This is a genomic window from Sphingobium psychrophilum (genome assembly GCF_012927105.1).
Classification (GTDB): domain Bacteria; phylum Pseudomonadota; class Alphaproteobacteria; order Sphingomonadales; family Sphingomonadaceae; genus Sphingobium; species Sphingobium psychrophilum.
In genome coordinates this window covers 37388-60998 of record NZ_JABBFV010000003.1, presented here as the reverse complement: position 1 = coordinate 60998, position 23611 = coordinate 37388, and the positions used below count along the sequence as shown (strand labels likewise).

Genomic DNA, 23611 nt, shown 5'->3' with positions numbered 1-23611 from the left:
TCTCCGGTCCCAGTGACCGGGGGTGGGACGGGGGGCGACACAGGCCCGACATGTGGCCGGACCGCCTTGGTTCGCCACCTGTCCGCATCCGGTTCCTTGCCTCTCCGCAAACATCGCAATTGATTCGCATTAGGCTTCGCGCTATCGGAACCGACACAGGCTCACGCAAAGGGAGGCACTGGCATGTTGCAGGCGGCAAGCCAGCCGATTGAGGATTATGACGGTGCGTTGGAGCAGGTCGTTGCTCCCATGCCCGTTGCTGCCTTGTCTCCGTCCTCCTTTGTGGCGTCGTCCGCCGAACGCTATGGTGCCCGGTCCCGTCCGAACATTCCGGCCATCGTCGCCATTCTGGTCGTCCATGCGTTGCTGATCGGCGCGCTGATCCAGGTGCGCAACCATGTGCAGCGGACGGAGGCGGCCAAGCTGACGGTGGTGAACCTGTCGCCGCCGCCGCCGCCGCCCGCAGCGGAAACCCCACCGCCGCCGCCTTCCGCGCCGCAGGTGGTCGCGCCGCCGCCGGTCGTGCAGACGCCAGTGCCGCCGGTGCAGATCCAGACATCACCCGAACCCGTGCAGGCGGCCGCGCCGGTCACCGTCATCGCGCCGGGGCCAAGCCCATCGGTCGCCGCGCCGCCGGCACCGCCCAGCCCGGCGCCCCCCAGCATGGTGCAGGGCGGCGACCTGGGCACCCAGATGGTCGCGGGCAAGCCGCCCCGCTATCCGATCGACAGCCGCCGCAAGCGCGAGCAGGGGACGGTGGTGCTGGCGATCACCCTGGCCGTGGACGGCGGCGTGGAAAGCATCGCCGTCAGCCAGAGCAGCGGCTTTGCCCGGCTCGACAATGCTGCCAGGGATGCAGTCAAGGGCTGGCGCTGGAAGCCGACGATCCGTGCCGGACAGCCAGTGCGGGTGCGGGGCGTGGTGGAAATCCCGTTCATCCTTCGCGCCGATGCCGCCTGACGGACGGACTTTTTCATGCTGATCGCCATACCCGACTTGATCGACGCGGCTGGCGTCGCCGCCATTCGTAGCGTGATCGACGCCGCCGACTGGGTGGATGGCAATATCACGTCCGGCCATCAGTCCGCGCTGGCCAAGCACAACCTGCAATTGCCCGAAGATTGCGCCGCCGCGCAGGAGGCGCAGCAGATCGTGTTCGATGCCGTTGGCCAGAACCCGCTGTTCATCGCCGCCGCGCTGCCGCAGCGCATCTTCCCGCCCCTGTTCAACAGCTATGCCGGGGGGCAGGCGTTCGGCACCCATGTCGACAATGCGATCCGCATCCGCAAGGGTACGACATTCCGGGTGCGGTCCGACCTGTCGATCACCGTGTTTTTGGAAGACCCCGACGCCTATGATGGCGGGGAGCTGACGATCGAAACGCAATTCGGGGTGCAGCAGGTCAAGCTGCCCGCCGGCCATGCGGTGCTCTATCCCTCCTCCTCGCTGCACCGGGTCGAGCCGGTGACGCGCGGGCGGCGGGTGGCGAGTTTCTTCTGGATTCAGTCGATGGTGCGGGACGACGGCGCGCGCCAGACCTTGTTCGATCTGGACAGCAGCATCCAGCAACTTGCGCAAACGCTGGGCCACGACAATGCGCAGGTGATCCGCCTGACCGGCGTCTATCATAATTTGCTGCGGCGCTGGGCCGACGCCTGACGGGTGGGGCAGGGGCGGGGCACCTGATCGTGTCTCGCCGAAGTTCACACCATTGTCGGGCTTTTTCGGCCAATCGCACTGCCCAAGCCCCTGTGACGCCATCGCTGCGTACCGCCGACGCGACAACCGGGGCACGTTCGGGTCACGCCGATGCGTCTCCTGCGCGGCAGGGACGCGCCACGCGGGCGACTGGCGATGCGCGGGTGGTGGGGGAAGGCGGTGCTACTCCATCGATCAGGATAGACCAGAGAAAATCCTACATTGGAAGGGGGGGAATGGCTTGGCAACGACCGGTTGCAGATCCCCAACATCCGTTCGGGCTGAGCCTGTCGAAGCCCTGTTCCTTCTTCAAATCCCCGCATTTTAAGGAAGAGAAGCCCTTCGACAGGCTCAGGGCGAACGGACGCTAGAAATTGGAGAATGGCAGCAATCCATCGCAATTCACCATTTTCGGTTACCGGACTGTGCATCACTCCAGCATCGCTGCCAGCGCGGGGGTCATATATTCCTGCGCGCCGTCGTCCATACGCAGTACCAGGCGGGCGGCGAGATCGTGGCGGGTAGCCAGCGCCATGCCTTTGTCCGGCCCCAGGACGGTGATCGCGGTGGCCCAGGCGTCGGCCAGCATGGCGCTGTCGTGCAGGACGGTGACGGACGCGACGCCGGCGGCGATCGGCGCGCCGGTCGCGGGGTCGATGCTGTGGGACAGGCGCGCGCCATCTGCGATGCGGAAGCGGCGATAGTCGCCGGAGGTGGCGACGGACAAGCCGCACAGCGCGATGCGGAGCGTGGGAATGGTGAGGTCTGGCGGGGATTCGACATCGACCCACCAGGGCTGGATGTTGGGCTTGATGCCCTCGCCGCGCAGCTCTCCGCCGATTTCGATCAGGAAATTGGCGACGCCCATGGCGCGCAGTTGCGCGGCGGCGGCATCGACGGCGAACCCCTTGGCGATACCGGAAAAATCGAGCGCTACGTCGGCGCGTCGGCGCGCGCGATCCCCTTCGACCTCTATGCGGGTCCAGGGGGCGGTAACGGACGCGGCGGCCGGTCCAAGACCAGGGCCGAAGCCCCATTGGTCGACCAGCTGGCCGATGGCGGGATCGAAAGCGCCGCCCGAAAGTCGCGCTATGTCCAGTCCCGCGCGCAGCACGGTCAGCATGTCGGCGGGCAGGGGCATCCATGCGCCCACGGCGGCGCGGTTGAAGCGGCTGATGGCGGAATCCGCTTCCCAATTGCTCATCTGGTCGATGATGCGGGCCAGCACCGCTTCGATGGCGCTTTCACAGCGGGCGGGCGGATCGACGATCTGCGCCGACCAGCTGGTCCCCATGGTGGGGCCGCCATAAGTGACGATAGCGCCCCTGCGCTGTCGCCCGACAAATTGGTCGGGCGACAGGCCGGGCGCTATCGCGATTCGGATGCCGTAGGGATGGGCCGGGTTCAGGGGGCCAGCACTTCCAGCGTGGTGATATAGGCGGCACGGCGCTGCGGCGGGCCGGCCTGCGGACGGGGCGGCGGCGGCGCACCTGCACCGCCCGGTGCGCCGGGACCACCCGCGCCCCCTTCGCCGCCCGGACCACCGGGGCCGCCTTCACGACCGCCGCCGATGCTGGCGTTCAGCCAATACATGCCCGGCTGCGGCCAGGTGATGGCGACCTTGCCATCCTGGTCGGCGACAAGGTCCATCTGGCCCAGCGCGTCGCGGTAACGGATGCCGCCGGGGATGACCGTGACTTTCAGGCCAGCGGCAGGCTTGCCGTCGAGCAGGAACTGGAAGGTCGCCGCTTCGCCCGACACCAGATCGTTGGGGTGGGTGACAGGGACAAGCTCAATGCCATTGCCGGTGGGTTTGAAGAGGTTCGCGGTCGGCGCGCCCAGCGTGACGAAAATCTCGTTGCGGCTCGCGGCTTCGGCAGTCTGCACATCGGTCGCGCCGGCGGGGATGACGCTGGCCAGCTTATCCTTGGTCGTGCCGCGCGGCAGCCGTTCCTGCTTGCCGTTCAGCATGTAGCTGCCCATCACGCCGGTCGAGACGCTGGCGATGCGATAGGTGCCGGGCTTGGTCAGATGCACGTCGAAGGTGGAGCGATAGCGCCCCTTGGCGGCATTCTCGATTTTGCCCACAGCGCCGTCCGGTTCGGTCACGACGATATTGTCGGTGGCCATCGGGAAATGTTCGAAATAGAAGACGTCGTTGGAAATGGCGGCGTCGACCGTGACCCAGCTTTCGGTGCCCGACAGGGTGGTGGAAGAGGGTAGCATCCATTGGCGGTGGGCCTGGGCCGTGCCGGAGAACATCAGGGCGGCAAGCGCGCCCGCGATCAGAAATTTGCTTTTCATGGTTTAATCCCCGTTACTTGCCGAAGGTGAGGGCGATCGCGCCCAATTCGCTGCTGCCCTGAACCTTGACGGTGGCACCGGGCTTTGGGGGCCAGGCGAAGGGGAGGCGCAGCACTTCGCGCCCGCCCACTTCGCGCGCGGCCTCTACGATCAATGTGTAATTGCCTGGGCCGAGCGCGCCCAGCGGGCCTTTGCCGGCGGTGAAGGCGATTTTCTGGTCGCCCGGCGCGCGGGTTGCGCCAGAAACACCGTTGGCCGGGAAGCTGAGCGCACGGCCTGAAGCGCGCCACCACTGGCGCACGTCGCGCAGCCATTTCGTGCCTTCGCCCTTTGCCTTGTCGACATCATACCAGACCGACAGGGTGCGGGGGGCGGCCCCCTCCTTCTCGATCCAGATGGCGACATAGGGGCGGTGATATTCGGCGACCGACAAGCGCGGAATGGCGACACTGAGATTAAGCGTCTGCGCGGCGGCGGGTGCGGCCGCGGTTCCGGCCGCGCCGAGCGCTGCGACGCCGGTCAGAGCCAGGCGATGGCTGATCTGCATGGGTTTGTCCCCTTTAGTGGATGAAGATGATGGCGAGAAGCGCGGGAAGGGCGAGGCCGATCGCGACCAGCGGCCAGGTGCTGGGCCGTTTTTTGGCATGAAGCTGGAGCAGGACCAGGCCGGTCAGCGCGAAGACGAAGCAGGCGATGGAGAAGATGTCGATGAACCACTTCCACACGCCGCCCGCATTGCGGCCCTTGTGCAGATCGTTGAGATAGCTGATCCAGCCGCGGCTGGTGCTTTCGCTGGTGACGGCGCCGCTATGCCGGTCGATCGATACCCAGCCGTCGCCGCCAGGGCGGGGCAGGGCCAGGTAGATTTCGTCGGCCGACCATTCGGCATTGCCGGCGCCTGCTTGTCCCACGGATTGTTCGACCCATGTCGCGACGGGCGCTGGCAGGGGCTTCTTCGCGTCGGGCGCGTCATCGGCCGCGACCTGTTTCAGCAGCGCGGCGGGCAGGGTGGCGCTTTTTTCTATGGTCTGGGGCGATGCTTCGACATCGGCGGCGTGATTGAGGGTGATGCCGGTAAAGGCGAAAAGCAGCAGGCCGATCAGGCTGACAGCCGAACTCACCCAATGCCAGGTATGGAGCTGCTTCATCCAGAAGGCCTTGGCGCTCTTCTTTCGGGTCGGCTGGATGCGAGCGGTTCCGTGCATGGGGTGGGATATGTCCTGCGCTATGATGATCCTCGCATAACGCGAACGACTCGCAGTTGCAAACGAGTCGCAGCAGGAAAGTGTATCAAAATGTATGGACCCGCCGATTGGCTGCGATGAGTGGCCCCATCCGGCCGCTCACCCGCACGCCCTTGCTATTGACGGCCATGGCCACCACCTCTAGCCGCACTGTATGCCTGATGTAACACGGATTAACATGTCCGGTATGTCACGGATTTTGATGGCTGCGCGGGGGAGAGCGTGTGGCTGCTGCTAGGACATGACTATGCTATTGCCGGCCGTAGCTGCGGGAATGATGATGATCGGGACGCAGGCGGAAGCCGCCGCGCCGCAACTGGCCGTGGCCGCGGAGGTTGCAGGCGCGGTGCAAGATGCCGCGCCGTCCGTTCCGCCCGCCGCCCCGGCGCAGGCCCCCGCTGCTCCATCGCCCGCGCCGCAGGGCGACGCGGCGCAGGACATCGTCGTGACCGGTGACAAGGGCGCGCCCAAGGGCGATCCGCTGGAGCAGTTGAACGCCAAGAGTTTCGAGGCGGTGCAGTCGGTCGACAGGGCGGTCGTGGAGCCGGTGGCGAAGGCCTATAACAAGGGCCTGCCGCGCCCGGTGCGCAAGGGGTTGCGCAACTTCTTCTCCAACCTGGGCGAACCGATCGTGGCGGCGGCCTATCTGTTGCAGTTCAAGCCGGGCAAGGCGTTCGAGACGGCGGGACGTTTTGGCGTCAATTCGACGCTGGGCTTCGTCGGCCTGTTCGACGTCGCCAAGCGCAAGCCGTTCAACCTGCCCCATCGCGACAATGGCGTCGCCAATACGCTGGGCTTCTATGGCGTGGGGCCGGGGCCGTATATGTATCTGCCGGTCGTCGGGCCGACGACGTTGCGCGACATTATCGGCGATACGGCGGACAAGATGATCCTGCCCTTCGCCCTGGGGGGCAAGTTCTTCAAGCCGGCCTATGTCATTCCCGCCACGATCCTGAACCAGCTGGGCGAGCGCGCTGCGTTCGATGAGACGATCACGGCGATCCGCAACGAGGACGACCCCTATACCGTCTACAAGACGCTGTACCTGAAGCAGCGCAAGGCGGAGATCGAGGCGCTGCACGGGCGCGTGTCGGCTGAGCCGGTGGTGCCCATCTATGGCGACGCCCTTCGCACGCCGGGCAAGAAGGACGCGCCCAAGGTCGTGTTGCCCGATCCCTATGCGGACGATGATGCCGCCGAACCGGCGAGCGATACGCCGCAATAAAGGTTGCGTCAGTGCGACACAGAAAGGGCGTCATTCTCTTCGCGAGAATGACGCCCTTTCTGTTGGTGGCTGAAGCATGCCGTGTTCCCACGCAGGCGGGAGCCCAGATCAGACGGTGGGACTGGGTTCCGGCCTTCGCCGGAACACGCCCGTTTTTTACCGTCCCAGCAGGCCGCGCGCCTGGCCCGCTATTTCGGCGAGCATTGCGACATTGGGGGTCGCGGCGGCCTTGGCGCGCTGGACCAGGGTGCGGAACTGGCGGACACGGGCACCCTTGGCCTGCAACCAGTCCTCGACATGGTTGGCGATATCCTTGCCCTTTCCCTGGGCCAGGAAATCGAGCCTTACCTGCTGCATGTCGCGGGCGACGCCGGAAATGAGCAGCCGTTCCCACGGATCGGTCGGCTCCATGCGCGCGGCGGCGGATTGGACCCAGTCGATACCGACCGCTTCGCCCAGATGGGTGAAGGCGCGGGTGAGCGCGACTTCCTCCACGCCCATGCGCGCGGCAAGGGCGGCGATGCCGACCGCGCCGTCGAGCTTGAACAGGCCCGCCGTGCGGAGTGCCAGCGTTTCGGGGGCGCCAAGGCCCAGCAGCCGGTCGGTGACGGCGTTGGTGCGACGCTGCGCCTCGCTGGTCAGCAGGTCATCGACCTGGGCGGCCAGGGTGCCGACGCCCTTGGACAGCCGATCATGCCCTTCGCTAGGCAGCGTCCCGGCGGGCAGGGCGCGCAATATGTCGGCGATCTGCGCCCGCATGCCGCCAGCGATGTCGCTGAACAGGGCGAGGCGGGCGCCTTCCGACATGTCCGCCGCATCGATATCCGCCCAGAGCGCGCGGATGTCGTAGAGCCGTTCGGCGATCAGGAAGGCGCTGGCGAGGTCGGCCATCGAACAGCCTTCCTCCTCCGCCAGTTCGAACGGATGGATGAGGCCGAGGCGATTGACGATGCGGTTGGCGACCTTGGTGGCGATGATCTCCTTGCGCAGCGCATGGGCGGCGATGGCGTCCGCTTCCTTCTTCTGCATGGCAGCGGGGAAGGCGGCCATCAGTTCGCCGGTCATGCTATCGTCGCTGGCGAGGTCGCCATGTTCGATCGCGTCCTGCAACGCCAGCTTGGCGGTGGAGAGCAGCACGGCCAGTTCGGGGCGGGTCAGCCCCTGGCCGTCCTGGCCACGACGCAGCAACTGGTCGTTGGCGGCCAGTCCTTCGACCTGACGGTCGAGCCGGCCGGTTTCCTCGAACGTCTCGATCAGGCGGACATAGGAGGCAAGGTCGGCTGCGCCGCCCGCTTCGGCGATGGAGAGGCCGAGCGCCTGGAGGCGGTTATCCTCCAGCACGATGTCGCCGACCGCGTCGGTCATGCTTTCGAGCAGCGCGTTGCGCTTTTCGAAGGGCAGGCGGCCCTCGATCATCTCCTTGTTCAGCGCGATCTTGATGTTCACTTCGTTGTCCGAACAGTCGACGCCGGCGCTATTGTCGATGAAGTCGGTGTTGATCCGCCCGCCATGGAGCGAGAAGGCGATGCGCCCCGCCTGGGTGGTGCCCAGGTTCGCGCCTTCGCCCACCACCTTGACCCGTAGCTGTTCGGCGTTGACGCGCAGGCGGTCGTTCGCAGGATCGCCGACGTCGCCATGGCTTTGCGCCGCGGCCTTTACATAGGTGCCGATGCCGCCGAACCAGAGCAGGTCGGCCGGCGCCTTCAATATGGCGGAGATCAGCGCGGCCGGTTCCATTTCCGCGTCGGTGACGTCGAGCACAGCCTGCATTTCCGGCGTCAGCGCTATGCGCTTGAGACTGCGCGAGAAGACGCCGCCGCCCTTGGAGATGAGTGCCTTGTCATAATCGTCCCAGCTGGAGCGGGGCAGGGCGAACATGCGGTTACGCTCTTCCCAGCTTTTCGCCGGATCGGGCGTGGGGTCGAAGAAGATGTGGCGATGGTCGAAGGCGGCGACCAGCTTGATCGCCTTGCTCAGCAACATGCCGTTGCCGAACACATCGCCCGACATGTCGCCGCAACCCACGACACTGACCGGCTCGCTCTGCACATCGACGCCCATTTCGGCGAAGTGGCGCTGGACCGAAATCCAGGCACCCTTGGCGGTGATGCCCATCGCCTTATGGTCGTAACCGTTGGAGCCGCCGCTGGCGAAGGCGTCGCCCAGCCAGAAGTCGCGCTCTAGCGCGATCGCGTTGGCAATGTCACTGAAGGTGGCCGTGCCTTTGTCGGCGGCGACGACGAAATAGGGATCGTCGCCGTCATGAATGACGACCTGCGCCGGGTGCTTCACCTTGTTCTTGACGATATTGTCCGTGATCGACAGCAAAGACCGGATGAAGATGCGATAGCTTTCGGTGCCTTCCGCCAGCCAGGCGTCGCGATCGACCTGGGGACTGGGCAATTGCTTGGGATAGAAGCCGCCCTTCGCGCCGGTCGGCACGATCACGGCGTTCTTGACCCGCTGCGCCTTCATCAGGCCCAGGACTTCGGTGCGGAAATCGTCGCGCCGGTCGGACCAGCGCAGGCCGCCGCGCGCCACCGGACCGGCGCGCAGATGGATGCCCTCCACGCGGGGGGAATAGACCCAGATTTCGCGCCAAGGAAGCGGTGCGGGCAGGCCGGGCACCGCCACGCTGTCGAGCTTGAACGCCAAAGCTTCCTGCGCCGCTGGGGCATAGAAATTGGTGCGTAGGGTGGCGGTGATGACGGCGCGCAGCAGGCGCAGCACGCGGTCCTCATCGATTGCGGTGACCTGCTCCAGGCCCGCTTCGATTTCCGCCTGGGCCTGGGCGATGCGGTCGTCCGCGCCATCCCGTGCCGCCGGATCGTGCAGCGCTTCGAACAGGATGATGAGGTTGGCGGCGACGCCCTGCGCCTTGCGCAGCGTTTCGGCGAAGGTCGCCATGCCGTAGGCGACGCCGGTCTGGCGCAGATAGCGGTAGAGCGCGCGGAACAGCACGACCGAGCGCGGCGACAGGCTGGCGGTGACGATCAGTTCGTTGAACCGGTCGTTTTCGGCGCGTCCTTCGAGCACTTGGGCGATCGCTTCGGTCACGACGTCGGCGCGGGCGATGACAGGCTGCGCATCGCCGCCGGCGGGCAGTTCCAGCACGAAGCGCTGAACATGGCCGAGCGCGCCGCCATCGATGGCGGTGGTCATTTCCTCGATCACGCGGAAACCGAAATTCTCGAACACCGGCACCACTTCGGACAGGGCGACGGTATGGCTGCTATAGAGTTTGAGCCGCAAGCGTTCGCTGCTGTCTTCGGCGTTGCGGTAGATGCGGATCGATTTGTCGCCGTCGCCCGACAGGCCGTGGAGCAGGCGGATGTCGATGGCGGCTTCTTCAGGCCCCGCGCCGTTGCGATAGGCGAGCGGGAAGCCGGGGGCGAAACGCTGCGCCAGCGCGGCGGCGCGGCCGCCCTCCTCGGTTTCGGCCAGCGCTTCCTCGACGGCAGGCACCCAGCCGCGCACCATCTGCTTGAGTTGTCGGTCGAGCGCGGCGTCATCGGGCACTACGCCGCCCTCGCGCAGGTCGAGCGTGATGCGCAGCAGCGCCAGGCCGCCTTCTTCCAGCGCGATCGACCAGCTGAGCACCGGGCCGTTCGCCGCCTGCGCCAGCATGTCCTGCACCGCCACGCGGCGGGCGGTCGACAATTCGTCGCGCGGTAGCCAGACGAAGGCGTAGAGATGGCGGGCGAGCGCGCTGGTGGCCAGCGCCAGCTTTGGCCGGGGCCGGTCGGTCAGCGACATGAAGGTCAGCGCCAGCCGCTCCAGCGTTTCGCGGTCGAAGCCAATGGTGATGTCGTGCGGCAGGGCGGTCAGCGCATGGGCCAGCGTCTTGCCCGCATGGCCGAGCGGATCGAAGCCGAATTTGTCCATGAGGGTCGAGAGCGCCGAGCGGAGCAGCGGCACCTTGTCCGGGGTCGCCGACAGGCCCGTGCTGGTCCACATGCCGGCATGGATCGACAGCGCCTTGACCTCCTTGCCCTCCCGAACCGGAATGATGACCAGATCCAGCAGCACCAGGCGATGCACACGCGAAATGCGGCTGGACTTGATGATGAGCGGGGTGCGCTTGCCTTCCTCGAACCAGGTGAAGGCGGCCTCCAGCGAGGCAGGCGCGATCAGCGGCCTGTCATGCCGGGTGCAGATGCCGAGCGGCGTGCTGCTGCTGCCGTCGCGATGCAGCATCTCATGGCCGGTCTGGGTGAAATGTCGGGCCAGGAACCAGCGCAGCAGCGCCGCGCCTTCCTCGTCCGGCACGGCATCCGCATCGGCGGCCATCGCCGCCTGCATCTTGGGCCAGTCCATCACGGCGGCGCGGACGTCCGCCAGCGTCTCCTGCAACGCCTTTTCGAGTGCGCGACGCGCCTTTGCGTCGGCACGGTCGGTTTCGACATAGATCATGGATTCGCGCCGCGCGCCGGGCGTGTCGTCATCCAATATGGCGGACAGCGCACCGTCCCCGTCGCGCGTCACCGACAGAACGGGATGGAACAGGCGGTGGATGGTGATGTCGGCGGCCGCCAGCGCATTGGCGATGGAATCGACCAGGAACGGCATGTCGTCATTGACGATGGCCAGGCGCATGAAACGGCCATTGGCGCCTTCGCCCAGCGTTTCGACCACGATCGCGGCCTGGCCCGCCTTGCGGCCATTGGCGGTGCGCGCCAGGAAAGCGGCGGCGGCGGCCAGTGCGGCCGCGTCAAATCCCTCGCTTTCGCCCGGCAGGGCACCCCGGCTGAGGGCACCTTCGAGTGCCTCACGGATGCCGTTGTCAACGTCCTTGTTCTTCGCTTCCGCCAGCGCCGTCATTCGCTCACCTCTCAACGCGGTTCTAACCGCTTCGATCTTAACGGAGGAGGTGCTGGATCGCCGCCATGCGACTCCTCGGCTTTAGGAGCGCCTATATGCCCCCGGCCGGGAGTCGGCTCAACCCTTGGGGGAAATAAAATTTCTGATTCTTGAAATTAAATGACGAAACGCATCACGGCCCGCGCGGAGGGCGCGGGGCCTGTCATCGGAGGCGACTATCGACCAGCCTGCACCGTATGTCGAGCGTCGATGCGGCGCGATTTTCAGCATTTTCCCATGGATGCTGGAGGCGGCGCGGCGGGAGATGCCGTGTCAACGCGCGGCGGCGCTGATCACCCGCTGGTTAAGGTCGCTATCCCCCGGCAGCGCAGCGACGATCGCCAGCGTGCCGTCGGCTTCGCGCCGGGCGATGACTACGGCCAGGCCGTCCGCATCAGTGGCGACCGCGACCGGATCGAGCGCGACGGCGGCCTTGACCGCATCACGCGCGACCTGGCGACGATCGGGCTTGGCCGGCTTTTCCGACCGGCGCAGCGCGCGTTCGTCCCTTACCAGCGCCTTCAACCCGCCGGCATAGGCGGACAGATAGGCGGCGAGCGATCCGACGCTGAGCCGGGCGGCCAGCGCATGTTCCAGCGCGGTGGCATATTCGGTGATGCGGGTCTTGTCGTAAGTGGCGCCAAAAACCAGCTTGATGACCGCGGTCATGGGGCTGCGCGCCTGCGCCTTGATGCCATAATCGTGCAGCAGTTCGGCATAGTCGTCGGGACGGATCTGGGCTACTTGCGCAAAGTCGTAGGACAGGCTGACGGCGCGATAGAGGGCGGCGTGGCTGCGCGCTTCGCTAATGCGCACGCGCGCGGCACCGTCACGGGCGAGCGCCAGCCAGTCGGCGAGCGGGGCGTCCTGCGTCGGACATTCCATCCCGGCCAGGTCGAGCGTGTCGTCCTCGTCCTCTTCGATCTCGAACGCCAGGCTGTTGCTCTGCTGATCGGCGGCCGGGCCGTCGGCCCAGATCGGCGCGGCGTCGCGTGTGGTGGGCACGCTGCGCATCGCCTCGTCGACTTCCAGTTCCAGCGCATCGGACAGGCTGCGGCTGGCCAGTTCCTTCCAGTTGATGACGCCGAACACGAAGTCGATCGTCTCGTCATCGGAGGAGAAGGGCATCAATATGCCGCGATACATGATCTCCGCGCCGCGCTGGTTGACGAATTCGGCTTCGAAGCCGATCGGTGCGGCATTGGCGATGATCTGAAGATAATGGTCCGTCAGGCGGGACAGCAGCGAGCGGGCGGGGACGTCATCGATATAGTCGATGGTCCCCTCGATCTCACATTCCGCGCGCAGGGCGGTGCCGAGATAGACGATGGCGGGATTATCCATGCCGACGCTAAAGTCGAGCAGCACCGCATGCGGGCCGAAATCCTCCAGTTGGTCGGGGTTGAGATCCTCGATCGAGGGCAGGACGCGATCGCCCAGCAGCGACGCCCAATAATTATAGGCGCGCACCTGCATGCGCCGCTCGTCGGAAATGACGGCAGGCGGCGTTTCGATCAGCGCATCGCCGGCATAGTCGAAATCGTCCTCGTCATTGGCGGCATCATGCCCCCGCAGAGTGTCCATCCGATCGTCCTACCTCAGGTCAAAATACTATTCCGAGACTCGACAGTGGCATGGGATGGTAAATTTCCTGTAAACAGGCCGGTAGTGATCGGGCGGGAGGAGGCGGAAGCGGCGTGGCCCGAAAAAAGGGGCAGGGGCGGGAAATGTCCGCTTGTCCTTCGCCCCGTCCGCTGTTATCTGCCCGCCCGGACGCCGCTTTAGCTCAGTTGGTAGAGCATCGCATTCGTAATGCGGGGGTCACAGGTTCGAGTCCTGTAAGCGGCACCATTTTCCTTCATATTTGCCACGTTTAACGGCTTATGACGGTTCGGTCCGTCATGCCTGTGGGCAGCGACGGACCGGGCGACTTGGATCAGCGTTCGATCTGGCTGACGTCGCGCACCGCACCCTTGGCGGCGTTGGTGGTCATCGCGGCATAGGCGCGCAGGGCAGGCGACACTTCGCGCTTGCGGCCGAAGGGCTTCCACGCCTTCGCGCCCATCGCTTCCATTTCCGCGCGGCGTTCGGCCAGCAGGGCGTCGTCCAGGTCGACCTTGATGACGCGGGCGGGAATGTCGATGACGATCGGATCGCCGGTCTGGACGAGGGCGATCAGGCCGCCTTCGGCCGCTTCGGGCGAGACATGGCCGATCGACAGACCCGACGTGCCGCCCGAAAAGCGCCCGTCGGTGATGAGTGCGCAGGCCTTGCCCAGTCCCTTCGACTTCAGATAGCTGGTCGGATAAAGCATTTCCTGCATGCCGGGACCGCCCTTTGGCCCTTCATAGCGGATGACGACGACGTCCTTTTCCTTGACCTCGTTGCCCAATATGCCCGCGACCGCCGCGTCCTGGCTTTCATAGACGCGCGCGGTGCCGTGGAAGACCAGGATGCTCTCGTCCACGCCCGCTGTCTTCACGATGCAGCCTTCGGGCGCAAGATTGCCGAACAGGACGGCGAGGCCGCCATCCTTGGAAAAGGCATGTTCGGCCGACCGGATGACGCCATGTTCGCGGTCGGTATCGAGGTCTTCCCAGCGTTCCGACTGGCTGAACGCGGTCTGGGTAGGGACGCCACCGGGGGCTGCGCGATAGAAATTGCGCACTTCCTCGCTATTGGTGCGGCCAATGTCCCAGCGCGCGAGCGCGGCGGCCATGGTCGGCGCATGGACGGTCGGCAGGCTGGAATCGATCAGGCCTGCGCGTTCCAACTCGCCCAGGATCGCCATGATGCCACCTGCGCGGTGGACATCCTCCATATGGACGTCGCTCTTGGCGGGTGCGACCTTGCACAGGCACGGCACCCGGCGCGACAGCCGGTCGATGTCGGCCATGGTGAAGTCGATCCCGCCTTCATAGGCGGCGGCGAGCAGGTGCAGCACCGTGTTGGACGAACCGCCCATGGCGATGTCCAGGCTCATCGCATTTTCGAACGCCGCGAAATTGGCGATGTTGCGCGGCAGGACGCTGGTGTCGTCCTGCTCATAATAGCGCTTGGTGATATCCACGATGACATGGCCCGCTTCACGGAACAGCCGTTCGCGATCGGCATGGGTCGCCAGCGTGGAGCCATTACCCGGCAGCGACAGGCCCAGCGCTTCGGTCAGGCAATTCATCGAATTGGCGGTGAACATACCTGAACAACTGCCGCAGGTGGGGCAGGCGGAGCGCTCGATCGTCGCCACTTCCTCGTCGGTATAGCTTTCGTCGGCGGCCACGACCATGGCGTCGACCAGGTCGAGCGCGACCTTCTTGCCGCGCAGTACGACCTTGCCCGCTTCCATCGGCCCGCCCGACACGAAGACGACGGGGATGTTGAGGCGCATGGCGGCCATCAACATGCCCGGCGTGATCTTGTCGCAGTTGGAGATGCACACGATCGCGTCAGCGCAATGGGCGTTGACCATATATTCGACGCTGTCGGCGATCAGATCGCGGCTGGGCAGCGAATAGAGCATCCCGCCATGGCCCATGGCGATGCCGTCATCCACCGCTATGGTGTTAAATTCCTTGGCGACGCCGCCCGCCGCCTCGATCTCTCGCGCGACCAGTTGGCCGAGGTCTTTTAGGTGGACATGGCCCGGCACGAACTGGGTGAAGCTGTTGGCGATGGCGATGATCGGCTTGCCGAAATCCTCGTCCTTCATGCCCGTCGCGCGCCAAAGGCCGCGCGCGCCCGCCATGTTGCGGCCGTGGGTGGTGGTGCGGGAGCGGTAGGCGGGCATTGTCGCAAGTCCTTCAGAAGATAGTCGCGGTCCCTCTAGCGCGGAGGGCGGGGGTGTGAAACATATTATTCCTCTTGCGCCCCCTTGTCGCGCTTTTGGCGTGCCATGGTGCGGGTGTCGGGTCATTTTGTTGCGAGCGCCGCGCCGGAGTGGCAGCGCGATGCTTCGACGCCGTTCCTGTCCCATCATGGGATCGCCGTGCATGCCCGCGCAACAGCAGGCTGGCGTTGGCGAAGATCATGGTTAAGAAACGCTTATGCCTGCCGTCCGCCTACGCCTGTCCATGCTGCGCCCCTTCATCCTGGCTGGCGCATGGGCGCTGGCCATGCCCGCTACCGCGCCCGCTCAGTCCGTGAACGGGGTACAGCAACTGGCGCCGGGCGGCTATCGCTGGCTGGGGCAGGGGCCATGGGACGGGCCGATCTACATGGTCATCAGCATCGAAAAGCAGATGATCCATGTCTATAGCGGCGACCAACTGATCGGGCTGGCCAGCGTATCGACGGGGATGAAGGGGCATCGCACCCCGACCGGCGATTTTCCGATCCTCCAGAAGCGGCAATGGCACCGCTCCAACCTCTACAGCAATGCGCCCATGCCCTATATGCAGCGGCTGACCTGGGACGGGATCGCGCTCCATGCCGGGCATAATCCGGGCTATCCGGCCAGCCATGGCTGCATCCGCTTGCCCTACGCCTTTGCGCGCGACCTGTTCGCACTGACGAAGATGGGGACGCTGGTGGAGGTGACGCAGGCGCGCCTGACCGCGGCGCTGCAATATGACGCGCTGGTGCTGGGTGATCCGGGGAGCAAGGTCGTGACGTTCGGGGAGGGGCGGAGCGAGCGGATGGCGTTGCCTGCGCCGCGTGAAGGCGGGGATGGGGTGCCGAGGCTGGAAATCGACCCTGCGATTTTCGGGGGTTGGGATCGTCGGTAGCACGCGCTATTCCTCACCGATTATCTGACGAACGGGGTGCCGGCTTTTAGCTTGGTGTGGATCGGCGGAATATCTTGGAACGACCAGAAGGGGGCGTTCAGCAGACGGGTTGCATAAACGGCAAGCTGATGCCCCATTACCGTCACCCCAGCGAAGGCTGGGGTCTTGTGCGGAGGCGCGCGGCGGTTCGGGCTGGGCACTTACTCAACCGCATTGCATCGTCGCCTGAGACCCCAGCCTTCGCTGGGGCGACGGGATTTTTACGGCGCCTTTCGCGTGAAGTCTCTCGCGAAGCGGAATGACCACTTCCCACCCATCCCGGCCATCGCAGTTCTCGCCACAGGGACGGATGTCGGGCTGCGCGTTGTGGTTCCATGATGGGGGTGCCCGCGTGCCTCTTCCCATGCGGGAAAGATGGGCGCAGTTATGATCGTTCGGCAGCAAGGAAGGCGCGCAGATGGAGGTTGATCGTTTGCCCGCACGGCCGCTGCCCAACCGATCGCTGGTCGTCGCGGCGCTGTCCACCATCGTCGAATGGTATGATTTCACCCTCTATCTCTATTTTGCCACGGTGTTGTCGCGGACCTTTTTCGGTGGGGGAGCGGTGGGGTTGGGGGATGCGCTGGCGGGCTTTGCGCTGGCCTATCTGATGCGGCCGGTGGGCGCGATCGTGTTTGGGCATATTGGCGATCGCTATGGGCGGCGGGTGACGATGCTGCTGTCGATGGGGATGATGACGGCCGCGATGCTGGCTACCGCGATGCTGCCGACCCATGCGCAGGTGGGGCCGTTGGCGGGGTGGCTGATGATCGGTTTGCGCTGTGTCATGGCCTTCTCTGTCGGCGGGGAATATACCGGCGTGGTCGCCTATTTGCTGGAGGGTGCGCGGGCCGAGCGGCGCGGGTTCGTGACGTCGCTGGCGTCGGCGGCGAGCGAGGTCGGCGCGCTGCTGGCGGCGGGGGTGTCGGCGATCACGGTCGCTTCGCTGGATGCGCAGAGCCTGACCGACTGGGGTTGGCGCATACCCTTTCTGGTCGGGGCGGCACTGGCGGGCGTGATCCTGCTGGCGCGGTCCACGATGGAGGAATCGCCCGATTTCCTGCGGCAACAGGCGCAGGCGACCACGCCGACCCATCCGCTTGCCCACAGCCTGCGCCACCACAAAGCGGCGATCGGCCGGGGCTTTGCGATTTCGGCGCTGGGATCGATCACCTATTATGTCGGCATTACCTATGTGCCGAGTTTCCTGGCGGCGATGGGGACGACGGGGGAGGCGGATGCGCTATGGCTGTCCACGCTCGCCGCGCTGGCGGTGATTTTGGTCACGCCGCTGATCGGCGTGCTGACCGACCGGGTCGGGCGGCGGCCGGTGCTGGTGGCGCTGGCGCTGGCGGGAATGGTGTTGCCGATGGCGATGTTCCTGCTGATGCAGGGCGGGTTCGGCGTGGCGCTGGCCGGCGCGGTGGTGCTGGCGTGCCTGGGCGGGGCGGTGAGTGCGGTCGGCGCTGTCGCCACGGCCGAGCAGTTTCCGGGCGAGGGGCGGCTAAGCGGCCTGGCCTTCGGCGCGACCAGCGCGACGGCCCTGTTCGGCGGGTTGACGCCGTGGCTGGCGCACTGGCTGATCGAACGCAGCGGCTGGGCGCCTGCGCCAGGGGCGATGATTGCGCTGGTGGCCATGTGCGTGCTGCCGGTGTTGGTGACGCTGCCCGAAACTGCGCCGCTGATGCGCAAAAAGGCCGACCCGTTGCCGGATCGGCCTTTCGCGTAAAACCCCGCTCAGGGTTATGCTTATGCGGCTTGCGCCGCCTCTTCGCTGGCGGGCAGGCGGATGAGGTAATCGAAGGCGGACAAGCCCGCCGTCGATCCCGCGCCCATCGCGATCACGATCTGCTTGTACGGAACCGTGGTGCAATCGCCGGCCGCGAAGATGCCCGGCTGGCTGGTTTCGCCGCGCGCGTCGATCTCGATCTCGCCACGGGGCGAGAGGGCGATCGCGTCCTTAAGCCATTCGGTGTTGGGCACCAGGCCGATCTGGACGAAAATACCCTCCAGTTCGACATCATGCTCGATGCCGCTGTTGCGGTCCTTGTAGCTCAGGCCCGTCACCCGTTCGCCATTGCCGTCCACCTTGGTCGTAAGCGCCGAGGTGATGATCTTGACGTTGGGCAGGCTGGCGAGTTTGCGCTGCAACACCGCGTCTGCGCGCAACTGGCTGTCATATTCGATCAGCGTCACATGGGCGACGATGCCGGCCAGGTCGATGGCCGCTTCGACGCCGCTATTGCCGCCGCCGATCACCGCGACGCGCTTGCCCTTGTAGAGCGGACCGTCGCAATGCGGGCAATAGGCGACGCCCTTGTTGCGATACTCGTCCTCACCGGGGACGCCCATCTGCCGCCAGCGGGCGCCGGTGGAGAGGATGACGGTGCGGCCCTTGAGCGATGCGCCATTTTCCAGCACGACTTCATGATAGCCGCCCTCTTGTTTGCTGGGGATCAGCTTCGCCGCCTTTTGCAGGTTCATGATCTCAACGTCATAATCCTTGACGTGCGCCTCCAGCGCAGAGGCGAGCTTCGGCCCCTCGGTGCGCGACACCGAGATGAAATTCTCGATATCCATGGTGTCGAGCACCTGACCGCCAAAGCGTTCGGCCGCGACGCCGGTGCGAATGCCCTTGCGCGCCGCATAGATGGCGGCCGCAGCGCCCGCTGGGCCACCGCCGACGATCAGCACTTCGAACGGTGCCTGCGCCTTTATCTTCTCGGCCGCGCGGATGGCCGCGCCGCTGTCGATCTTCGCGACGATCTGTTCCAGTTCCATGCGGCCGCTGGCGAAGGGTTCGCCGTTCAGGAAGATGGTGGGGACGGCCATCACCTTGCGGCTGTCCACCTCGTCCTTGAACAGCGCGCCGTCGATGGCGACATGGCTGATCCGGGGATTGAGGACGCTCATCAGGTTCAGCGCCTGCACCACGTCGGGACAGTTCTGGCACGAGAGCGAGAAATAGGTTTCGAACGCGAAATCGCCGTCGATATCCTTGATCTGCTGGATCAGGTCCTGCGCTGCCTTCGACGGATGACCGCCGACCTGAAGCAGGGCAAGCACCAGCGAGGTAAATTCATGGCCCATCGGCAGGCCTGCGAAGCGCACCCCGATGTCGGTGCCCACGCGGCGGATCATGAAGCTGGGGGTGCGCTGATCTACGCCGGCGACAACCGTCACCTTGTCCGACAGGGCTGCAATGTCATTTAACAGTTCGCCCAGTTCGCGCGACTTTGCGCCATCATCCAGCGACGCCACCAACTCGATCGGCTGGGTGATGTTCGCCAGATAGCCCTTGAGCTGTCCTTTGAGATTTGCGTCCAACATCGTTCTGGCTCCGTTGCGTGAAGAGAGGGGGACCGCCTTGCCCTGTCCAAGGGGAGAGGAAAAGAAAGGCGCAAGACGGCCCGCCGCCGGGGATGGTGCGACCCAATGGCCCCGGATGACATAGGGTTTGTCTGTATAGGGGTGGCCTGACCCGCCGGGTTGCGCGCCTTTTGGCGGAACCCGGCGGGCCTGTACGCGGCCAGGCGTATGGTTAGATCTTGCCGACCAGGTCGAGCGACGGTGCCAGGGTAGCTTCGCCTTCTTCCCACTTGGCGGGGCAGACTTCACCGGGGTTGGCGGCGACATATTGCGCGGCCTTGACCTTGCGCAGCAGTTCGGTCGCGTTGCGGCCGACGCCTTCCGAGGTGATTTCCATGAACTGGATCACGCCTTCGGGATCGACCAGGAAGGTCGCGCGGTCGGCCAGGCCGACGCCCGGACGCATCACGTCGAAATTATTGGTGATCTGGCCCGACTGGTCGCCCAGCATGTAATAGTTGATCTTGCCGATCGCCGGCGACGTGTCGTGCCAGGCCTTGTGGCTGAAATGGGTGTCGGTGGACACCGAATAGACTTCCACGCCCATCTTCTGCAGGGTCGGATAGATGTCTGCCAGATCTTCCAGTTCGGTCGGGCAGACGAAGGTGAAGTCGGCCGGGTAGAAGAAGAAGACCGCCCACTTACCCGTCACGTCAGCGTCGGTCACATCGACGAACTTGCCCTGCTTGTAGGCGGTCGCGGAGAACGGCTTGATGGTGGTGTTGATGAGAGCCATAGGCTGTCCAAATCCTCAATATGATGTTGCAGTTGCGAACACCCATGTAGGGACGCGGTCGATTCGGGGGAAATTGGTTTTCTGAGATGGCCTAAGTGAGAAAAACGATCACAGCCCGTCGGACTGATCGATCGCTTCGCCCTCAGCTACCTGCCAGCACCTGCCGCATTGCTTCCTCGACCATGGCCTGCGCCTCTTCGGGCGAGAAGGTCGATCGGTCGAGGCAGAGTTCGAGCCAGAGGCCATCGACCAGCGCGGTCAGGCTGATCGCGGCGACCCGTATCCGCGCGTCGCTCATCGCCGGGGCGGCGGCGCGCAGCAGCGTTTCAAGCTGCGCGCGTGCGCCGCCATAGACCTCCGCATGGACCGTCGCGATCTTCGGGTCGGACTTGACCAGGCTCCAAAAGGCGATCCAGGTGGCGAGCAGATCGGGATCGAGCACGGGCGAGAGGAAATTGGCCTGGAGGCAGGCGCGCAGCCGGTCGCGCGGATCATCCCCTGCAGCCTCCATCGCGGCGTCGAGCGCGGCGGAGACTTTCGCGCCGACTTCGGCATAGGTGGCCAGAACCAGCGCATCGACGCCGTCGAAATAATGGGTGAGCAGGCCGGACGATACGCCGGCATGGGCGCAGATCGCGCGGACCGATGTGCCGCCCACGCCCTTTTCGGCGAGGCAGCGGGCCGTCGCCTCGATCAGCGCCTGGCGCCGCACATCCGCCGTTTCCCGAACAAATCGCGCCCTGGGTCGCGCCTTGCCCATCCCATTGTCCCTCTTGTCGTTCACGTCTATTCCCCCCCGCCCCATCCTTTGCGCGCTGACGGTGCGGCTGGCAAGATGGCGTCTTGGGAGAGGGATCGAACCGGCGGCCCGGTTGGTTCTTCCTGGGACATGAAGGAGACTGACGGATGATGCGCGCCCTTTCCCCCCTGCTGCTACTGCCCCTGCTGCTGGCCGGCTGCGCCAAAAGCGACGACAATGTCGCGGTCGCAAATAATGGCGCCAATGTCGCTGCGGTCGAGACGATCGAGGATATGGACACGGTGCCGGCCAATGCCCAGGCGGCCGATGCGCGCCTGCCGACCGATGATTGGGTCGGACGCTGGACGGGGCCAGAGGGGCTGTTCCTCGACATCCAGCCCTCGCCCGACGGGAAGCCCGGCCATTATGCGCTGACCAACAAGGATAATCTCGACCGGCAGGGCGATTATAGCGGCATCGCCGAAGGCACGACGATCCGCTTCGTGCGCGACGGCAAGGATCTGGCGATCCGGCCGGGCAGTGGCGATGAGACGGGGTTCAAATATCTGGCGGGCAAGCAGGACTGCCTGATCGTGATCGCGGGGCAGGAGGGGTATTGCCGATAGTGAGGGATACGGCACATCTATCAATTCTTGTGCTCGTCATCCCTCTGACTTGAAGGGCGGCGCGGCCCAAAAAATCCGTCACCCCAGCGTAGGCTGGGGTCTTGTGCGGGAACACGCGGCGGTTAGGCTTGGCACTAACCAAGCCGCATCGCATCGTTGCCTGAGACCCCGGCCTTTCGCTGGGGTGACGCTAGTGGGCATCAGCTTGCCGATTATGCAAACCATCTTCTGAGCGTCCGCACTGTCCGTTAGTCACCATCCCCGCCATCACTCACCCAACCCCTCCAGCGCCGAAAAGCGCTGCGACCAGAGCGCGCCGTGGACGGCCATCCATCCGATCACTGGGGCCAGCCCCTTCACGCGCGCGGCATACCAGGTTTCGCGCCCCGTCCGGCGGGCGGTCACGAGGCCGGCACGTTTGAGCTTGGCCATATGGCGCGACACCATCGGTTGCGATACGCCCGATTGCTGGGTCAGCGCCTGCACATTCTGTTCGCCATCGCGCACCAGCGCTTCCAGCAGGGCGCGGCGGGTGCCGTCGGACAGCGCCTTGAACAAGGCATCGGTCGCGTCGTCGCGCTCTGCGCTTCGTGAATCAGTCATCATGGTTAACCCATAATCATAGGGTTATGTATTGGTCAAGTTTCTGCCCGCGAATCCACCCTGAACCGGCGTTAACCAAAAAAAGTTCGGCGGGGTGGGGGATAGAGTCTTTTGAGTCACACCGCCCGATATGGAGTCTGGCACGAGTCGCATGACTCTATATCTTGTGGGTCACGCTTCGTTCTCGGTCGCGTTAACCATTTCCTGAAGGCCCTGAGATAAGCTGCTGATCTTGACGGCGGACTCCCGAGGACTCATCGCTGGGCCTCAGAACGAATTCGGGGGCATTGGCATATGGGTGTGATGGAGCGCGTCGCGGCGCCGCGGCGGAAGAAAGCGGCACGGCCGATCGTGGTCGAGGCGGCCCACATCGCCACCGACACCCTGTTGCGGGGCGACTGCATTTCGGAAATGGCCAAGCTGCCCGACAATTGCATCGACATGATTTTCGCCGATCCGCCCTACAACCTGCAATTGGGCGGCGACCTGTTCCGGCCCGAAGGCGGGCGCGTCGATGCGGTCGACAATGATTGGGACAAGTTCGACACGCTGGGCAGCTATGACCGCTTCACCAAGTCCTGGCTGCGCGAAGCGCGCCGCATATTGAAGCCAAACGGCTCGATCTGGGTGATTGGCAGCTATCATAATATCTTCCGCGTCGGCACCGCGTTGCAGGACGAGGGCTTCTGGATTCTCAACGACATCATCTGGCGCAAATCCAACCCCATGCCCAATTTCAAGGGCACGCGCTTTACGAACGCGCATGAGACGCTGATCTGGGCGAGCCAGGGCGAAGACGCCAAATATACGTTCAACTACAAGGCGATGAAGACGCTGAACGACGAATTGCAGATGCGCTCCGACTGGGTGTTGCCGATCTGTGGCGGGCAGGAGCGGTTGAAGCGCAACGGCACGAAGGCGCATCCGACGCAGAAGCCCGAGGCGCTGCTCTATCGCGTGATGCTGGCCTGCACCAAGCCGGGCGATGTCGTGCTCGACCCCTTTTTCGGCACCGGCACCACCGGCGCGGTCGCCAAGCGGCTGGGCCGCAAGTGGATCGGCATCGAGCGCGAAGACGATTATATCGAGGTCGCGCTGGAGCGGATCGAGGCGGCGCTGCCGCTGGACGAAAGCGCGCTGACCATCATGCAGACCGCGCGTCAGCAGCCCAAGGTGGCGTTCGGCACCTTGGTCGAGACGGGTTATCTGACGCCCGGCGTGCTATTGCGCGATGCCAAGCGCCGCTGGCAGGCGGAGGTGCGCGCGGACGGATCGCTGCTTGTCGGGACCGACACGGGGTCGATCCACAAGATGGGCGCGACGCTGCAAAATGCGCCGAGCTGCAACGGCTGGACCTTCTGGCATGTCGAGGTGGAGGGCAAGCTCCAACCGATCGACACGCTGCGGCAGACCTATTTGCTGGCCAATGAGCCTTGAAACCCAC

The 23611-nt window shown here is 65.1% G+C and carries 18 protein-coding genes and 1 tRNA gene; 8 read left to right on the top strand and 11 right to left on the bottom strand.

Going from position 1 to position 23611, the window contains the following annotated elements:
* Nucleotides 1-183: 183 nt before the first annotated feature.
* Together HHL08_RS05310 and HHL08_RS05305 are read left to right on the top strand one after the other, a co-directional pair.
* On the top strand, nt 184-960 hold the full coding sequence (locus HHL08_RS05310; RefSeq protein ID WP_169571450.1) for an energy transducer TonB: 777 nt from the start codon (nt 184-186) through the stop codon (nt 958-960).
* Nucleotides 961-975: 15 nt separating this feature from the next.
* A complete protein-coding gene (locus tag HHL08_RS05305; RefSeq protein WP_169571449.1) occupies nt 976-1659 on the top strand; it encodes a Fe2+-dependent dioxygenase in 684 nt (227 codons plus the stop codon).
* 469 nt (nt 1660-2128) lie between these two features.
* Here the strand turns inward: HHL08_RS05305 and HHL08_RS05300 are convergent, their stop codons facing one another.
* The 4 genes from HHL08_RS05300 to HHL08_RS05285 all read right to left on the bottom strand — a co-directional run bounded on the left by HHL08_RS05300 (nt 2129) and on the right by HHL08_RS05285 (nt 5207).
* Entirely contained in the window at nt 2129-2992 is an 864-nt protein-coding gene (locus HHL08_RS05300) for an FAD:protein FMN transferase (protein WP_169571448.1), read from the bottom strand.
* A gap of 110 nt (nt 2993-3102) precedes the next feature.
* Complete coding sequence (locus HHL08_RS05295; protein WP_169571447.1) at nt 3103-4002, bottom strand: DUF4198 domain-containing protein; 900 nt, start codon at nt 4000-4002, stop codon at nt 3103-3105.
* A 13-nt stretch (nt 4003-4015) separates the two neighbouring features.
* The gene (locus HHL08_RS05290; RefSeq protein ID WP_169571446.1) at nt 4016-4549 is read right to left on the bottom strand and encodes a DUF2271 domain-containing protein; all 534 of its coding nucleotides are present in this window, start codon (nt 4547-4549) and stop codon (nt 4016-4018) included.
* Between the two features lie 13 nt (nt 4550-4562).
* Complete coding sequence (locus HHL08_RS05285; RefSeq protein ID WP_169571445.1) at nt 4563-5207, bottom strand: PepSY-associated TM helix domain-containing protein; 645 nt, start codon at nt 5205-5207, stop codon at nt 4563-4565.
* A gap of 286 nt (nt 5208-5493) precedes the next feature.
* On the opposite strand from HHL08_RS05285, the gene HHL08_RS05280 reads away from it, so the two are divergent.
* Complete coding sequence (locus HHL08_RS05280; RefSeq protein WP_169571444.1) at nt 5494-6471, top strand: MlaA family lipoprotein; 978 nt, start codon at nt 5494-5496, stop codon at nt 6469-6471.
* Nucleotides 6472-6627: 156 nt separating this feature from the next.
* Here the strand turns inward: HHL08_RS05280 and HHL08_RS05275 are convergent, their stop codons facing one another.
* The gene (locus tag HHL08_RS05275) at nt 6628-11292 is read right to left on the bottom strand and encodes an NAD-glutamate dehydrogenase (RefSeq protein ID WP_169571443.1); all 4665 of its coding nucleotides are present in this window, start codon (nt 11290-11292) and stop codon (nt 6628-6630) included.
* A 312-nt stretch (nt 11293-11604) separates the two neighbouring features.
* Complete coding sequence (locus HHL08_RS05270) at nt 11605-12915, bottom strand: PAS domain-containing protein (protein ID WP_169571442.1); 1311 nt, start codon at nt 12913-12915, stop codon at nt 11605-11607.
* A 191-nt stretch (nt 12916-13106) separates the two neighbouring features.
* On the opposite strand from HHL08_RS05270, the gene HHL08_RS05265 reads away from it, so the two are divergent.
* Nucleotides 13107-13182: transfer RNA gene (locus HHL08_RS05265), tRNA-Thr, on the top strand.
* Nucleotides 13183-13267: 85 nt separating this feature from the next.
* Here the strand turns inward: HHL08_RS05265 and ilvD are convergent.
* Nucleotides 13268-15118, bottom strand: a complete 1851-nt coding sequence (ilvD, locus tag HHL08_RS05260) for a dihydroxy-acid dehydratase (RefSeq protein ID WP_169571441.1) — start codon at nt 15116-15118, stop codon at nt 13268-13270.
* 256 nt (nt 15119-15374) lie between these two features.
* Between ilvD and HHL08_RS05255 the strand changes: the two genes are divergently transcribed.
* Complete coding sequence (locus HHL08_RS05255; protein WP_268932677.1) at nt 15375-16055, top strand: L,D-transpeptidase family protein; 681 nt, start codon at nt 15375-15377, stop codon at nt 16053-16055.
* 457 nt (nt 16056-16512) lie between these two features.
* Nucleotides 16513-17823, top strand: a complete 1311-nt coding sequence (locus tag HHL08_RS05250; protein WP_169571440.1) for an MFS transporter — start codon at nt 16513-16515, stop codon at nt 17821-17823.
* A gap of 20 nt (nt 17824-17843) precedes the next feature.
* On the opposite strand, the gene ahpF is transcribed toward HHL08_RS05250, so the two are convergent.
* The 3 genes from ahpF to betI all read right to left on the bottom strand — a co-directional run bounded on the left by ahpF (nt 17844) and on the right by betI (nt 20959).
* Nucleotides 17844-19424 carry an alkyl hydroperoxide reductase subunit F gene (gene ahpF, locus HHL08_RS05245; protein ID WP_169571439.1) on the bottom strand — a complete coding sequence of 527 codons (1581 nt, stop codon included), beginning with the start codon at nt 19422-19424 and terminating at the stop codon, nt 17844-17846.
* A gap of 211 nt (nt 19425-19635) precedes the next feature.
* Nucleotides 19636-20199, bottom strand: coding sequence for an alkyl hydroperoxide reductase subunit C (gene ahpC / locus HHL08_RS05240; protein ID WP_169571438.1), 564 nt, complete (start codon nt 20197-20199; stop codon nt 19636-19638).
* 142 nt (nt 20200-20341) lie between these two features.
* Nucleotides 20342-20959 carry a transcriptional regulator BetI gene (betI, locus tag HHL08_RS05235; RefSeq protein ID WP_169571685.1) on the bottom strand — a complete coding sequence of 206 codons (618 nt, stop codon included), beginning with the start codon at nt 20957-20959 and terminating at the stop codon, nt 20342-20344.
* A 149-nt stretch (nt 20960-21108) separates the two neighbouring features.
* Between betI and HHL08_RS05230 the strand changes: the two genes are divergently transcribed.
* A complete protein-coding gene (locus HHL08_RS05230) occupies nt 21109-21564 on the top strand; it encodes a hypothetical protein (protein WP_408021759.1) in 456 nt (151 codons plus the stop codon).
* Nucleotides 21565-21831: 267 nt separating this feature from the next.
* Here HHL08_RS05230 and HHL08_RS05225 read toward each other — a convergent pair whose 3' ends face one another.
* Entirely contained in the window at nt 21832-22167 is a 336-nt protein-coding gene (locus tag HHL08_RS05225) for an ArsR/SmtB family transcription factor (protein ID WP_408021758.1), read from the bottom strand.
* Nucleotides 22168-22461: 294 nt separating this feature from the next.
* On the opposite strand from HHL08_RS05225, the gene HHL08_RS05220 reads away from it, so the two are divergent.
* Entirely contained in the window at nt 22462-23604 is a 1143-nt protein-coding gene (locus HHL08_RS05220) for a site-specific DNA-methyltransferase (RefSeq protein WP_169571435.1), read from the top strand.
* Nucleotides 23605-23611: the final 7 nt, after the last annotated feature.

Bases quoted from the DNA above. Each gene is read 5' to 3' on its own strand.
- HHL08_RS05230 (WP_408021759.1), top strand. From the start codon at position 21,109: ATGCGCGCCCTTTCCCCCCTGCTGCTACTGCCCCTGCTGCTGGCCGGC.
- HHL08_RS05250 (WP_169571440.1), top strand. From the start codon at position 16,513: ATGGAGGTTGATCGTTTGCCCGCACGGCCGCTGCCCAACCGATCGCTG.
- HHL08_RS05300 (WP_169571448.1), bottom strand. From the start codon at position 2,992: ATGGGGACCAGCTGGTCGGCGCAGATCGTCGATCCGCCCGCCCGCTGT.
- ahpF (WP_169571439.1), bottom strand. From the start codon at position 19,424: ATGTTGGACGCAAATCTCAAAGGACAGCTCAAGGGCTATCTGGCGAAC.
- HHL08_RS05270 (WP_169571442.1), bottom strand. From the start codon at position 12,915: ATGGACACTCTGCGGGGGCATGATGCCGCCAATGACGAGGACGATTTC.
- ahpC (WP_169571438.1), bottom strand. From the start codon at position 20,199: ATGGCTCTCATCAACACCACCATCAAGCCGTTCTCCGCGACCGCCTAC.
- HHL08_RS05285 (WP_169571445.1), bottom strand. From the start codon at position 5,207: ATGCACGGAACCGCTCGCATCCAGCCGACCCGAAAGAAGAGCGCCAAG.
- HHL08_RS05280 (WP_169571444.1), top strand. From the start codon at position 5,494: ATGCTATTGCCGGCCGTAGCTGCGGGAATGATGATGATCGGGACGCAG.
- HHL08_RS05310 (WP_169571450.1), top strand. From the start codon at position 184: ATGTTGCAGGCGGCAAGCCAGCCGATTGAGGATTATGACGGTGCGTTG.
- ilvD (WP_169571441.1), bottom strand. From the start codon at position 15,118: ATGCCCGCCTACCGCTCCCGCACCACCACCCACGGCCGCAACATGGCG.
- HHL08_RS05220 (WP_169571435.1), top strand. From the start codon at position 22,462: ATGGGTGTGATGGAGCGCGTCGCGGCGCCGCGGCGGAAGAAAGCGGCA.
- HHL08_RS05295 (WP_169571447.1), bottom strand. From the start codon at position 4,002: ATGAAAAGCAAATTTCTGATCGCGGGCGCGCTTGCCGCCCTGATGTTC.
- HHL08_RS05225 (WP_408021758.1), bottom strand. From the start codon at position 22,167: ATGACTGATTCACGAAGCGCAGAGCGCGACGACGCGACCGATGCCTTG.
- HHL08_RS05275 (WP_169571443.1), bottom strand. From the start codon at position 11,292: ATGACGGCGCTGGCGGAAGCGAAGAACAAGGACGTTGACAACGGCATC.
- HHL08_RS05305 (WP_169571449.1), top strand. From the start codon at position 976: ATGCTGATCGCCATACCCGACTTGATCGACGCGGCTGGCGTCGCCGCC.
- betI (WP_169571685.1), bottom strand. From the start codon at position 20,959: ATGGGCAAGGCGCGACCCAGGGCGCGATTTGTTCGGGAAACGGCGGAT.
- HHL08_RS05290 (WP_169571446.1), bottom strand. From the start codon at position 4,549: ATGCAGATCAGCCATCGCCTGGCTCTGACCGGCGTCGCAGCGCTCGGC.
- HHL08_RS05255 (WP_268932677.1), top strand. From the start codon at position 15,375: ATGCCTGCCGTCCGCCTACGCCTGTCCATGCTGCGCCCCTTCATCCTG.